This is a genomic window from Rhodococcus sp. NPDC055024, assembly GCF_053608585.1.
The window spans coordinates 465,038-479,326 of record NZ_JBSGVT010000001.1; the positions used below are offsets into that span (position 1 = coordinate 465,038).

9 protein-coding genes are annotated in these 14,289 nt (G+C 60.6%); 6 read left to right on the forward strand and 3 right to left on the reverse strand.

What is annotated here, in order from left to right; all coding sequences use genetic code 11:
• Nucleotides 1-281 precede the first annotated feature (281 nt).
• Entirely contained in the window at nucleotides 282-1,721 is a 1,440-nt protein-coding gene (locus ACWF6P_RS02135) for a phytoene desaturase family protein (protein WP_452619796.1), read from the forward strand.
• 124 nt (nucleotides 1,722-1,845) lie between these two features.
• On the opposite strand, the gene ACWF6P_RS02140 is transcribed toward ACWF6P_RS02135, so the two are convergent.
• From ACWF6P_RS02140 to ACWF6P_RS02150, 3 genes are all read right to left on the reverse strand, one after another.
• Complete coding sequence (locus ACWF6P_RS02140; RefSeq protein WP_452619797.1) at nucleotides 1,846-2,178, reverse strand: DUF4192 family protein; 333 nt, start codon at nucleotides 2,176-2,178, stop codon at nucleotides 1,846-1,848.
• A 424-nt stretch (nucleotides 2,179-2,602) separates the two neighbouring features.
• Nucleotides 2,603-3,583, reverse strand: a complete 981-nt coding sequence (locus tag ACWF6P_RS02145) for a DUF2510 domain-containing protein (protein WP_452619798.1) — start codon at nucleotides 3,581-3,583, stop codon at nucleotides 2,603-2,605.
• A gap of 125 nt (nucleotides 3,584-3,708) precedes the next feature.
• Nucleotides 3,709-4,785, reverse strand: a complete 1,077-nt coding sequence (locus ACWF6P_RS02150; protein WP_452619799.1) for an SHOCT domain-containing protein — start codon at nucleotides 4,783-4,785, stop codon at nucleotides 3,709-3,711.
• 745 nt (nucleotides 4,786-5,530) lie between these two features.
• Between ACWF6P_RS02150 and ACWF6P_RS02155 the strand changes: the two genes are divergently transcribed.
• The 5 genes from ACWF6P_RS02155 (at nucleotide 5,531) to ACWF6P_RS02175 (ending at nucleotide 14,271) form a co-directional block, all read left to right on the forward strand.
• On the forward strand, nucleotides 5,531-6,475 hold the full coding sequence (locus tag ACWF6P_RS02155) for a hypothetical protein (RefSeq protein ID WP_452619800.1): 945 nt from the start codon (nucleotides 5,531-5,533) through the stop codon (nucleotides 6,473-6,475).
• Between the two features lie 504 nt (nucleotides 6,476-6,979).
• The gene (locus ACWF6P_RS02160) at nucleotides 6,980-7,816 is read left to right on the forward strand and encodes a hypothetical protein (protein ID WP_452619801.1); all 837 of its coding nucleotides are present in this window, start codon (nucleotides 6,980-6,982) and stop codon (nucleotides 7,814-7,816) included.
• Between the two features lie 406 nt (nucleotides 7,817-8,222).
• Nucleotides 8,223-9,959, forward strand: coding sequence for a type I restriction-modification system subunit M (locus tag ACWF6P_RS02165; protein WP_452619802.1), 1,737 nt, complete (start codon nucleotides 8,223-8,225; stop codon nucleotides 9,957-9,959).
• The gene (locus ACWF6P_RS02170) at nucleotides 9,959-11,161 is read left to right on the forward strand and encodes a restriction endonuclease subunit S (RefSeq protein ID WP_452620431.1); all 1,203 of its coding nucleotides are present in this window, start codon (nucleotides 9,959-9,961) and stop codon (nucleotides 11,159-11,161) included. The genes ACWF6P_RS02165 and ACWF6P_RS02170 overlap by 1 nt, the downstream gene beginning before the upstream one ends.
• Nucleotides 11,161-14,271, forward strand: a complete 3,111-nt coding sequence (locus ACWF6P_RS02175) for a type I restriction endonuclease subunit R (protein ID WP_452619803.1) — start codon at nucleotides 11,161-11,163, stop codon at nucleotides 14,269-14,271. The genes ACWF6P_RS02170 and ACWF6P_RS02175 overlap by 1 nt, the downstream gene beginning before the upstream one ends.
• Nucleotides 14,272-14,289 lie beyond the last annotated feature (18 nt).

Below are 14,289 nucleotides of genomic sequence, written 5' to 3' on the forward strand. Positions count from 1 at the left end.
GGCGATGCAGGGAGCCAGAAGGCCCCTCGACAGATTTCGGAGCTGCGTCTGTGCAGAGAAGTTCCGATTCACAGGATACCGAATCCGCAGGAAACAGGCGCGATGGGCAATGAATGCAACAACTGGCCGCAGCGATAAGAATCAGCTGCGGCCAGTGCGCCTCGAACTGTAACAAAAGTTGATCGATCAACCAAGGTCTAGGCCTGAATTGTTTGCTCGCAGAATGCCATCGCTGTAATTTCCGTAGGCTCACCCTTGAGAAGACGGGTGGCGAAGAGCAAATGACGACAGCAGTAGTGGTGGGCAGTGGCCCCAACGGCCTCGCGGCGGCGATCGAACTCGCCCGCGCCGGAATCGACGTCCATGTCATCGAGGGTGCGGACAAGATCGGCGGTGGCACCCGCAGTAGCGAATACATAGTCGACGGACTCGTCCACGACGATTGCTCCGCCTTCCATCCCACGGCCTTGGCTTCTCCCTACTTCAAGGAACTCGACCGCGAATTCGGCCTCGCCAAGCATGGCCTGACGTGGCTGTGGCCCGAGATCGATCTGGTCCATCCACTCGACGACGGCACCGCCGGGGTTCTGTGGCGCGATATCAACCGGACCGCTGAAGGACTGGGTGTCGACGGTAAGCGGTGGCTCGACGTCTTCGGATACCTATCCGAGAACTTCGACGAGTTGGTGCAGGACGTCTTCCAGCCCATCGTGCACGTCCCGAAGCACCCGCTGATGCTCGCCCGTTTCGGGACGGGCGCTCTGCTTCCCGCGACGGGTTTCGCGCGGATGTTCAAGACTCCACAGGCGCGGGCGCTGTTCGGTGGTGTCGCGGCGCACATGTTCGGGACGCTGACCCTTCCACTCTCCAGTGCTGTCGGCTCGATGCTCACTGCTGGAGCCCATGCTCACGGTTGGCCTGTGGCACAAGGTGGTTCGGGCTCAATTGCAGCCGCCCTCGCCTCGATCCTGCGCAGCCTCGGTGGCACCATCGAAACCGGGAACTGGGTCACCAACTACTCCCAGATCGCCGGTTACGACATCGTGATGCTCGACATCGCACCAGACGCTGCCGGTCGTCTGCTCGACGGCCGGCAGCCCGACCGCATTGCCCGGGCCTACCGCAAATTCCGCTACGGCACCGCCGCGTACAAGGTCGACTACGCCGTGCGCGGTGACTCCGACGGAAGCGTCGTGCCGTGGACGAATCCGCACGCCCGCAAGGCCGGCACCCTGCACCTGTCCGGGACGATTTCGGAAACTGCTGCTGTCGAACGCCAGACCGTTCGGGGTCAGATGCCGGACAAGCCCTTCATTCTGTTGGGCCAGCAGTTCTTGGCCGACCCTTCCCGTTCCGTCGGAGACATCTACCCCGTGTGGGCGTATGCGCATGTGCCGCACGGCTATCCGGGTGACGCGACCGATGCGATCACGCGTCAGATCGAGCGGTTTGCGCCGGGGTTCCGGGACCGGATCGTGGGCGTCCACGTGCGCAATGTGCCGCAGATGCAGGCGTACAACCCAAACTATGTGGGCGGCGACATCTCCGCGGGGGCGAACACTGCGCGGCAGATCATCGCGCGCCCCCGGTTCGGGCTGGACCCCTATGCCACCGGGGCCCCGGGCGTCTACCTCTGCTCGTCCGCAACTCCCCCGGGCGGCGGGGTCCACGGGATGGGTGGGTTCAATGCGGCGCGGGCGGCGCTGAAGGCGCGGGGTTGAGGCGTCCCCGATGGGGACGACATTTCGGACAAACACCTTCGGAGAAGTCCCTAACCCTGCCGGCCAACACGGACGAAACGAAGATGCCCGGCCCAGTGGCCGAAGCGAACCCACGACAGAGCAACTAATGGCATGAGACGCAGGACAGGCATTGCTGGTCAGGCACCTCGCGGTTAGTGTCGAACCACCCCGCTCCGACCTCGAGAGACTCCGCGACAAGAGTGCGGATGCTGCGGATTCCCATGCTGTCGAACTCGCGCTCGGATGCCTCGATCTGGTCGAGTCCGGCGACTGCCGCCGGACCGGAGCCGATGACATCGGTGCGCGCGACAAACGCGAAGGTGGCCGGTGATCCGGTGCGAGCGATCATCACGACGGAATTGGCGGGGACGAATCCGAGCGATGCCGGGATTGCGGTTAAGACGTCGGTGGCGGTCCTCAAACGGATGTTCTGCATGTCGTTCCCCTTGCTGTGAAAGTGACCGGGCCTGCTGCCCCGCCAATTTTTCGCCTTCTGGCAAAGGGGTATCGCGTCGGTATGAGGGGTCGGAGTGCCGCCCCCCTGGGCCGAGAAAATTTCGGTGGGAGCGTGCGAGTGGCGAAAATTTCTCGGAGCCATCGGCCGGCGTTTGCGCCGCCAGGGGTTGCGCGCAGGTCACCGACGACGAGAAGCGGAAGGCCAGAAGTGAAAACAAATCTGCTTTTCACCGAACGGGGCGCAGCGGAGTTCATTACGGGGGACACCGAAGGTGGCCAACCGCCGGACAGGCGTCACCTTTCCGTCGTCAAGCGGAGACAATCATCGAAGCCCGAAAGCATTTGTGGGAGTCGCGGTTACATGCTCGGCCAGCTCGTACGCCAGGTTCAGGCTGAATTCATTCCTACGACACCGCGCTTATGTTGAAGCCGAATGCTTCCAGAGGGCTCAACGCTCGTCCTGTATTTTGGTTGTTCACTGCAAAGACGGTGATTCGTCCGCTCTCATCGACACTCGAGGCATAGAAACGCATGTGGTAGGCCACGAGGTCGTTCTGCATCTTGAAGTTCGAGTCGTATTCGAGAATGAAAATGGTCTCGCTACCGGTGGTGATGCATGTCGCGCCACCAGTCGCACCGGCGATCGTGGTTCCGTCGAAGAATTTTCCCGGCGGGCACACCGCTCGCAACCAATCCTCGGCACTTCCGTCAATCGCGTTGTCGTCGATCGCGGCCACGGATGCAGTGGAATCCCTGGTGTCACTGTTCTTATCTTCTGATGACAGTGCAAGGCCGGCGAACACGGCGCCGGCCACGAGTACGCCCGCCGATCCGATGGCGAGAGTACGTACATGCGTTGCCCGCCCCGCGGCCGGGCCGAGTGGATCGTGACGGGCCTTCGTGCGTGACTTCACGTAGAGGAAGAAGCCGCAGGCAGCCGCCACAACGGGAAATATGCCGAGCCGGATGTAGGTGCCTTGGGTGCTTGTGCCCCTGACGATCTGTCCCAATGCGATGAAGACAGCCCCCAGGGACAGCGCCATCAGTATCAGTGCGATCGACACGGCAGCAATCGTCGCCCAATGCCGATCTATCGGCTTCTGCCCGTGAGAGGTCGGAGTTGGACGCGTCGGCGCGGCATCGAGAGGCGCGGTGTGCGACGACCACGCTGTTCCGTCCCACCACTCGAGCACGTGGGAGTCGTGATCGGTATACCGGCCGGGACTCGCCTTCGGACCAGCGATGCCCGCCGATTCGGAATCTATGGATCTATCCCACAGATGTTGGAAGTTGCTGTGCGAGGACGTGTCACTTCCCGACCCCGAGGTGATTGGGTCACGGAAACCAGGGGTGGCTGGCATCTTCGGATCGGGGTGGGAAGTCACAGCTGTTGCCTCCATTTCAGGTGTGGTCGTATTCAAGCTCGAAATATGAATCAAAGCTATGCAATGAAGGGCGTCAGGTATCTGATCCATCCGTCTCCCAGCAGCGGGCCCTATAGCGACGGTTATCAGTTCGAGTGGCGGGCGATGGTGGCTTGTTTTGCTGCCGCGAATTCGGCGGCGTCGAGGATGCCTTGATGATGGAGATCGGCGAGGTTGTGGAGTTCGTCCGCCAGACTTGTCGAAGGCGCCGCGGCGGTAGCACCGGGGCTGTGCTGTACGTGGAATGTCGGGCGCTTGTAGTCGATGATTTTCTTCTGCAGTTCGGTCAGGCGCGGGAGCGCCAGTTTGTGCTGCGCTTTGGGGAGAGGCAGGCAGTTCGACAGAGTGAAGGGGCTCTCAGCGGCCTTGTTGGGGCTGGTGCCGGCCGATCTCCAATAGTCGTGGTTCGCGGTTCCCTGGTAGCTCGGGGTAAGTATTTCGAGAACACCGCTCATCATCCCGCTGTTGTATTCAATGTTGGTGATGTCGGAGTAGGGGAAGGTGGTAACTCGTCCACCGCCCATGGATCCGGTCATGAAGCCTGCCATGCCGCCGACTTTCGCAATGAGGAGACGGTCTTCGAATGCAGCGAGGATTCCTGCAGACCCGGAGTTGATGACGAACCAGGGCAATTCGTCTGGGGCCGTGTGCTCGTCGATGGTTCGCCACGCGACATCCTTGAGCGGCGCACCGATGATTTCGACGTCAAATCGTCCGGCTGCGCGTGCACGTACTGTGTCTGTGGCGGCAGCATCGCGGGCTCGAAGAGTCTCACGCATCCCGGGTGGGAAGCCCGCCGAAGCCAGATGGTGGAGGTAGTGACTGACGAAGTCGATGTCCGCGTCAGTGATCGCACCGAACTGATGCACCTGCTGAGCGAGATCGGTGACGTGGAGTTGCTTTCCTGTCATCTTTTTGACGAACTCGAACCGGGAAATATTGTCGGCCTCGACAGCGACTCGGGGTCCGCGGGTAGCTACGTCGATGCTGCTGAATGCCATGACACGGGCATTGGTGATTGCGAGTCCGTCCAGCACTGGCCGGACTTGATTGGTTTTCGACAAAGCCCAGATTTCCTCACCAGGAAAGAGCTGCCCCCGCAAGTTCGCCACCCACTTCTCGGCTACTTTTTCTTTCAACTTGGGGGCGTACTGAGGCGCCAAGGCTGCTCCTTTTGTCAAGGATTTCGAGATGCCGCGGAGCGGTCGATAGTCTCTGATCGAATACCTTATCGCCGGATCCGGCCGTGTTGTTTCGATCTTCTCGAAAAGCGCTTTCTTGCAGGATCTCTCCTACCGGTCAGGGGTCACACAGGACAGTCGATAGATCGCCGCGTCGGCGGCGTAGGCCGAGATAGGCCGAATCACCGCGAGTTTTCGCGTAGAGCACGACCTCCCACTGCCATAGTTGCCGGTGGAAATCATTCAGCCGCCTCATCGGTGGTCCAGGCACAAGAGGACGGCACCAATTCCGTCCGTTGACAGTGAGCCACTGTTGAACAGGGATCGGAAGGCCTTCCACTATCACGGCGTAAGAAAAGGCGTCGGAATGAACATGGGCAAAGGTGTCGGAAAGAATTGGACCGCCATCACCGCACACCCAACACCCAACACCCAACACCACAGACGATCTCGCAGGTCAGCGGCTCGGGTACGGCCGGCGGCTCGTGCTCACAATGGCGCCAGTGCGACCTGACGATGACCGATCCCTGATCGCTGACATTCGGTCCGCACGTTATGGGCAGCTTCCGCTGGAGTGTGTGAAACAGGACCAGACCGATATCGGCGAAGGCTCGGAAGATCGAGGCGGTAACCAATCCGCCGCACCGACCGATCCACAGAGGACGGGACGTCGGCAAGCCAAAGCGACTCTCTAGCGCAATCCGGTCCGTGCGATGAGGAGCTAATGGTGAAGAAGTTGGACTACGACCTGGTCGGTGAACGGTTGTTCTCGAACTACAAGGTCAGGGCGAGGATCGAGAGGGATTACAGCCTCCCGACAGATGCCGCCACCTCGTCGCAGTTTCTCGACTACGCGGTGCGCTATCTCGACCAAGAGGCAATGGACAACCCCCTCGCTCAGACGTACAGCAACCAGCAGGTCTTCAAAGCTGCAGTCAACGCCCTCGGCAGCAACTCCCGGAACTGGGCGAGTTTCGTCAAGGCCCGTGACCGGCACCTCGAAGGACTTCTCTACGACTTCGACCCCGACAAAACGCACACCGCCGTCCTCGACGGGACGTTAACGCTCGCCGACATCCGGGAGCATTTGAGCGGGCAGGGGGGCGCCGGTGATGCAAAAGCGATCCTCCGCTGGGCGAAGCTGCTGACCGATCATCCCAATTACTACGACCAGATCCTCGGAATCGCACGCGCCTTCGTCGCCCTCGCAGAGGATGCCGGCTACCAGCTCGGCAACCAGCATCTGATGATGATCCTCGCCGGCTACCTGATCTCACCCCCACGCCGGTGGCCCGGCGAAAAGCATCTCGACAGCGGCCTCGTTCGGATGACTCACCGCGAACGGGACCTACCGGGTATGGGGTATCCGCTCGCCAGCGAATTCCTCCGCAACCTGCATTGGAATGGTTTCAAACCCGACCGCCACGTCACCAGACTTCTCGGACTGTGGGTGCCCGAAATCAGGGAAACGGCAGAAGAGGACGTTGATCGTCTCTGTGCGTTGATCGGAAGCAAGGACCGATCACTCAACTACTTCCTGAGGTACTCACTGGTCGGAGTTGCGGTCACGCCGGACGGCAACTACTCACGCGCCGATAACCTCATCTGGATGCTCGGCGCCTATCTGGAGAAGAAGAACAAGGAATCGAACGTGGAGTACATCCACGAATGAAGATGTCGGACGGCCATCAGCCACACGGATCTCATTCGATATCCAGGCGACAGTGGGCGTGCATCGCCGTTGTCGTCATCGGAGCACTGGCTCTGGGAACAGGTGGCCCTTCGCTCTATCGGTGGGTGAGCACACGATCAGAACCACCCGCGACGGAGATCTCACGGTACTGCCGGGAAGTGAGCCCCGAACTGTGCATCGTCCCTGTATCCGCTTTCACCGGAAGATCGACCAGCGTCCCCGTCGAAAAGACCATGCCTCGCAGGAATTCGACATAGATTTCGACACGAATTATCGACAGATCCGAACAAGTCTGAACTGCACAAATCCAATCACCGACCGGGTGACGAAATCGGATCGATTTTCGACAGCCTTTAAATGAAGCGAAGTGGGGACTGCGTCCAAATTACGAAGTTGTACCCGATCCGTCTAATGTCCCCGGCAATGGGAATGTGGTGGGTTACGCAGCGACTTTGAGTGAAGACCTGCTCGCTATGCTTAGGTGTGAGAATAGCGATATGCGGCCATCTCAATTGCGCCGACGAAACCCCATCGGAGCAATTAGGTCGAGTTGCTGTCGAGCAGTTGCTTGGTGATCACGGTCTGCAACGCGTCTGCCAGAACGAACATCCAGGAGCGACCCTCGACTACCGTTCTTCTCAGACAGCTGTCGAAGTCAAGGAAATGCGAAGTGAGACTCTTGAGGCGTTTGATAACGCTTTCCAGGAGTCGGTAGGCGGCGTAATAACGTTTCCTGACCTGTCTCAAACGTGGTGGGTAATGCCCGATACCTCGGCAGCTGCCGGAGCATTCAGCGAACGTGTACCCGTCCCGAGACTAAAAGGGATCGCCCAGAGGCTTGGACCAATCCTCGTCGAGCTTGAAAAGAACGGCATCCGAGACGCACGTAAGGCGGACTGGAGGACCCAAGTCCGGATCGGGGCATTGCTGCATGGTGGTGCATGCTATGTCTTCGATAACGCCCCATTTGAACCAGGAATATTTCTCGCTGGCCATATGCACGGCCACGAACGGCCTTACGATATCGACACTGCGATACGAGACCGAGTTCAACACTGGCTCGACACCGAGTCGAGCAACATGCGGGCCTCCCTCGCAGAGGAAGTGGGTCTGCGATGCGGCGTCGTCGTAGCCCCCTTACGCGGCGCAGCCTTCTCTCTTGTGCGATCCCTCACAGAAGACTTCGACGCCCTGTCTGCCCTACCTAGCATGCCGCTGGATCTGCCCGGTGAGATCCAAACGCTTGTCGTTGTTGCTGGCTGCCACGCGCTGCGCTTCACGCCCCCGAATACATGGCATCGCAAGATTCTCGCTCTGTGACGGGTTACACGCCCTCTCATCGGCTGCGCGATCCCCGAACTACCGGACGGGGCCGTCTAGCAACGTCGGAGCGATCTCGGACTCAGGCTTGTGAGCAAGTCGCCCGTCGCAATCCTCAAGCTCCGGCATTAGCCTTCTCCTATTGGACTCCACAAGTAGGCATTCGCGGTCGTATTGCTCGCACCCGGCAACGGCCGCATTGCGTGCCCTATACCGCAATATTGTCTCGGTTCCGGTCGCAATTCTTTAACGCGAGTAAACCGGCGTGACCTAGCTTCACTCTCGTTTGTCTTGCCCGCGGAGCTGAGCCAGGACGGCGACTGACCTCGTTAACGGGCCACAGGCCGCACATGCTGTAGTTGAGCTGCGAGTCATACGTCTGGCACAGTCATTAAAGGAGATCGGCTTGAGCAAACTGGGGAACTTCGTCTGGGGCATCGCGGACCAGCTCCGCGGCGTGTACAAGCCGCATCAGTACGGCGGCGTGATCCTGCCCTTCACGGTCCTCCGACGTCTCGACTGCATCCTCGAGCCCACCCGTAGCGAGGTGCGGGCACTGGCCACGAGGTACGCAGACGGCGCCCTGGACATTCAAGTAAAGCGCAAGACCGGCCTGGCCTTCTACAACACCAGCCCGTTCGATTTCGAACATCTGCTTGAAGATCCCGAGGGATTGCGGGCTAACCTGATGGACTACATTGCCGGGTTCTCGGCCAACATCGACGTCTTCGAACGGTTCAAGTTCGAGAACGAGCTGGCGACCTTGGACGAGAAGAATCGCCTGTACCTGGTGACGTCACAGTTCGCCGAAGTCGACCTGCACCCGGACGTGGTGTCGAACGCCGAGATGGGTGACCTATTCGAGCACCTGATCTACAAGTTCGCGGAGGCATCCAATGAGGAGGCCGGAGAGCACTACACGCCGCGCGACGCGATCCGGCTCATGGTCGACCTTCTCTTCGCGGAGGACAACGAGGCCCTGCTAGAGCCGGGCACCGTCCGGACGATCTACGACCCCACCGCAGGCACTGGCGGGATGCTCTCTGTCGCGGAGGAGCGGCTGCTCGAGCGTAACCCGGACGCGCGGCTGCGACTGTACGGGCAGGAGATCAACGACCAGTCCTACGCAATCTGTAAGTCCGACATGATCGCCAAGGGTCAGGACGTCGGCAACATCAAACTCGGCGACACCCTGGCCGACGACCTGTTTTTCGACCGAACCTTCGACTTCTGCATGTCCAACCCGCCCTACGGCGTTGACTGGAAAGCCTCACAGGAGACCGTGAAGAACGAAGCGCTCGCACAGAACTCCCGCTTCTCCCACGGGCTCCCCTCCGTCGGTGACGGTCAGATGCTGTTCCTGAGTCACCTCGCGTCGAAGATGCGCCCCACACACGACGGCGGCGGCCGAGCCGGGATCGTCCTCAACGGCTCCCCCCTTTTCACCGGCGCCGCTGAGTCCGGCCCATCGAAGATTCGACAGTGGCTCCTCGAGTCCGACCTGGTCGAGGCGATCATCGCGCTGCCGACGAACATGTTCTTCAATACCGGCATTGCCACCTACATCTGGATCCTCGACAACACCAAGCGCCCCGAGCGCCAGGACAAGGTGCAACTGATCGACGCCACCTCGTTCTGGACCAAGATGAGCAAGAGCCTCGGCGCCAAGAGCCGCGAGCTCGATAAAAAGGCCCGCGACCACATTCTCGCCCTGTACGACGCTTTCGACGAAGCTGACCCTGACTACTCCCAGACGTTCACCGCCGCCGACTTCGCCTACTGGACCATCGCCGTCGAACAACCGCTCCTCGACGAGGACGGCAAACCGCTCCTCGACCGCAGCGGCAAGCCAAAGCCTGACACCAAAAAGCACGACACCGAAAAAATCCCCTTCACCTACGGCGGTAACACCGAAGGCCACATTGGCCGGGCGACGACTATCAAGGCGTACTTCGAAGCCGAGGTTCTGCCGCACGTGCCCGATGCCTGGATAGACACGAAGAAGACCAAGATCGGCTACGACATCCCATTCACCCGCCACTTCTCCAAGTACGTCCCACCCCGCCCGCTCGCCGAGATCGACGCGGATTTGGAGAAGCAGGTCGCCAAGATCATGAACCTGCTCAGGGAGGTCGAGGGGTGATGCGATCGACTCGATACCCTGCTTACACGCCGCATGATCGCCCCACGTTCAATGAACTCCCGTCACACTGGGACGTCGTTCGCGGGCGTCACCTTGTCAAAATTCAAACTGGCAGCGGCGACACGGTCGACGCCACCCCCGAGGGCGACTACCCGTTCTACGTTCGGTCCGACCAATCGCTGCGGTCGGACAGGTGGGAGTACGACACGACAGCTGTCCTTACGGCGGGCGACGGCGCTGGCGTAGCGAAGGTGTTTCACCTAGTGCACGGCCGTTTCATGGCACACCAACGGGTCTATGTTCTCAGTGAGTTCCGGCGTGTGACACCGCAATACTTTTACTTCGCCTTCAGCAGCATGTTTCATCTGATAGCCCTCGATGGGAGCGCTAAATCGACCGTAGACTCCGTGCGCCGCCCGATGATTGCTGATATGCCATTTCCCGTACCTCCAGTTGAGGAGCAGCAGCAGATCGCGGACTCGCTCGATCGCGAGACGGCACGGATTGACACGCTTATCGAGGAGCAGCAGCGGCTCATCGAGATGCTGTTGGACCGGCGCGGTGCTGTTGCTGATCAACTATTCAATCCAGATGCTCCTGGATTCCCGCTGAAGCGCTTCGTGGAAGAGGTGACCGTAGGAATAGTGGTCAATCCGTCGGCCTGGTACGTGCAGGAAGGCGTCCCGGCGCTTCGCGGCCTCAATGTACGCCCCGGGCATATAATTTCGGAAGATCTCGTCTACTTGTCACTGGAAGGTGATGCGCGGCACAAGAAGTCGCGCCTGCGGGCCGGCGACGTTGTGGTGGTACGTACAGGTCAGGCCGGTGCTGCTGCAGTGATACCACCGGATATGGCCGGAGTGAACGCCATTGACTTGCTGATCGTCCGACCGGGGCCTCACGTCGACTCCAACTTTCTTGCCGCCTACATCAACGCCCCGTCGACTAAATCTAAAATCACGCAGGGCTCCGTCGGAGCTATCCAGGGACACTTCAACGTGGGGGCTCTCAGGGAACTGGAGTTCCCCACGCTTGACGTTGTCGAACAGCGTCGTTGTGCCGAGGAATGGCTGGCGCGTGCGAGCGCGATCGACACCCTGATCGCCGAGACCAAGAAGTTCATCGGGCTTTCCCAGGAGCGCCGGAGCGCGCTCGTTACCGCAGCAGTGACCGGGCGGATTGATGTGCGGGAGGTTGTCTGATGGCGCAGCACAACGAGGTCGAGTTCGAGAAGGAGATCGCCGAGCATCTGCACGCCTATGGCTGGCAGTACTCCACGAATGACTCCGGCTATGACCGTGAACGTGCGATGTTTCCCGAGGATGTGCTCGGCTGGCTCACCGACACACAGCTGACGCAGTTGGACAAGGTCATCAAGCCCGGCTCGGGTGACGTCGCCAAGCAGCAGGATCAGTTACTGGACCGGGTCGTAAAGATCCTCGATACCCCATTGGAGAACGGTGGCGGAACGCTGAACCTGCTCCGCAAGGGCTTCTCACATCTGTCCGCAAAGTTCCAGATGTGCGTGTTCCGGCCGGAGTCGACACTGAACGAGAAGCGGAACGCCGAGTACGCGTCGGTGAGGCTACGGGTGATGCGGCAGGTGCACTTCTCAACCGCCGACAACCGCTCGGTCGACCTGGTCTTCTTCGTCAACGGCCTGCCTGTCGCCACGACGGAGTTGAAGACCGACTTCACCCAGACCGTCACCGATGCGATCACCCAGTACCGCACGTCGCGGCTGCCCAAGGACCCCGGTACAGGGAAGGCTCAGCCGCTGTTCGTGTCTGGTGCCCGCGCGCTGGTGCACTTCGCGGTGTCCAACGACGAGGTGTGGATGACCACCAAGCTCGCTGGGGGCAAAACCTATTTCCTTCCGTTCAACCGGGGCACGGAGGACGGCGGTGCAGGGAACCCGCTGAACCCGAACGGGTCGAGGACCTCATATTTGTGGGAGCGGGTGCTGCAGCGCGATGCCTGGCTGAACATCCTCGGCCGGCTGATGTACATCAAGCATGAGTCCAACACGGACCCGATCAGCGGCAAGACCAGCAAGTCCTCGACGCTGCGGTTCCCCCGGTTCCATCAGTGGGAAGCAGTCTCCGAACTCACCGCGACGGTCACCGCCGAAGGCGTCGGTAAGCGGTACCTGATCCAGCACTCCGCAGGTTCCGGGAAGACGGACTCGATCGCGTGGACCGCACACCGGATGGCGCGGCTGCAGGTTGAGAACAAAAAGGTCTTCGACTCGGTGATCGTAGTGACCGACCGCAACGTCCTCGATGCACAACTGCAGGACGCGATCAAACAGATCGACAACGATCAAGGCATCGTCGTCGCAATCGACCGAGATGAGGCTGCGAGAGCCGGCGGTTCGAAGTCGGGGCTGCTCGCGAAATCGCTGACCGACGGCAAACTGATCATCGTCGTCACCATCCAGACATTCCCGTTCGCGATGGAGGAAATCCGCAAGAACAAAGGCCTCAAAGGCAAAAAGTTCGCCGTGATCGCGGACGAGGCCCACTCGTCGCAGTCCGGGCAGGTCGCCGGCAAGCTGAAGGCCGTCCTAACCGCGGAGGAGCTGCAAGACATCAAAGACGGCGGCGATATCGACGTCGAGGCGGTACTCGCGACGGAGGCTACCGAGCGTGCAGCGTCGACGAACATCTCCTACTTCGCGTTCACCGCCACCCCGAAGGGCAAGACCCTGGAGCTGTTCGGACGCGAACCTGCGGCTGGCGGGAAGCCTGTGCCGTTCCACGTGTACACGATGAAGCAGGCCATCGAGGAGGGGTACATCCTCGATGTGCTGGCTGGCTATCACTCGTTCAAGCTGGCATTCCAGATCGGGCAGAACTCGGCCAGCGAGGACGAGGTGGACCAGTCGCAGGCCACCAAAGAAGTCATGCGCTGGGTAAAACTGAACCCACAGACCATCGCCCAGAAGGCCGCGATCATCGTCGAGCACTTCCGCGCCAACGTTGCCCACCTACTCGATGGGCACGCGAAAGCGATGGTCGTCACCGACTCCCGCAAAGCCGCCGTTCGCTACAAACTCGCGATCGACGACTTCATCGCCAAGAAGGGCTACGGATACGGCACCCTGGTCGCGTTCTCCGGCGCCGTCCAAGACCCAGCGTCCGGCCCCAAAGACTTCACCGAGGCCACCATGAACCCCGGAGTTCACGATCTGCGGACCGCTTTCACCGGTGATGCGTACAGGGTGATGATCGTCGCCAACAAGTTCCAGACCGGGTTCGACCAGCCCCTGCTTTGCGCGATGTACGTAGATCGGATCCTGTCTGGGGTCACCGCGGTCCAGACTCTTTCGCGGCTCAACCGAACGTACCGCACCCCGTCAGGAGTCTTGAAGACCGTGGCGATGACCCAAATCGTGGACTTCGTCAACGAGCCAACGGTGATCCGGGAGGCGTTCGAGCCGTACTTCACCGACGCGTTCCTCGAGACCGAGACCGACCCGAACCTGGTACACGATCTCGCGGCGAAGCTCGACACCGCCGCGATCTACACCCAAGCCGAGGTCGACCAGTGCGCGGAGGCGTTCGTCAAGGGCAGAGGCAACAGCGCTCTCGCCGCCGCGGTGGACCCGGGAAAGAAGCGGTTCGCCGAGCGCTACCAAGCGGCCTTGATTCACAATGGCGGTGAGGGAGACAAGGCGGCACTCGCTGAACTGGACATGTTCCGTAAGGACATCGGTTCGTTCGTGCGGCTCTACGACTTCATGTCCCAGATCATCGACTACGGCGACCCGGAATTGGAGAAGAAGCAGATCTATCTGCGCCATCTCGACAGGGTCATCCGGCCCGAAAACTACACCGCACCCATCGACTTGTCCGATGTTATTCTTCAGCGCGTCAAGCAGGTAGACCAGGGCAAGAGCGACATCAGCCTGGGCGCCAGAGTGGGGCTCACAGGTGTGACAGCGTCCGGTTCAGGAGAGAAGCATGACCCGACGATGGTCGCCTTCCGGCAGGTGCTCGACCGCCTCAACGACCTGTTCGGGTCCGACGACTTCACTCAGTCACAAAAGCTCTCGTTCCTCGAGGCACTGCTGCGGGCTCTGCTCGACGACGACTCCCTCGTACAGCAGGCGAAGGTCAACTCCACCAAGCAGTTCGTCGAGTCGCCGGACTTCGACGACGCTGTCACCGGCGCAGTAGCCGACAACCAGGGGGCTCACGTGAAGATGAGCGACTACTTCTTTACCAACGCCCCCGGCCGCTCTCACCTGATCTCCGACATTGCCAAGTGGTTTTACCAGGTCGTCGCCGAGGAGAACGTGGGCGCATAACGGGTACCGCTGGGCGCA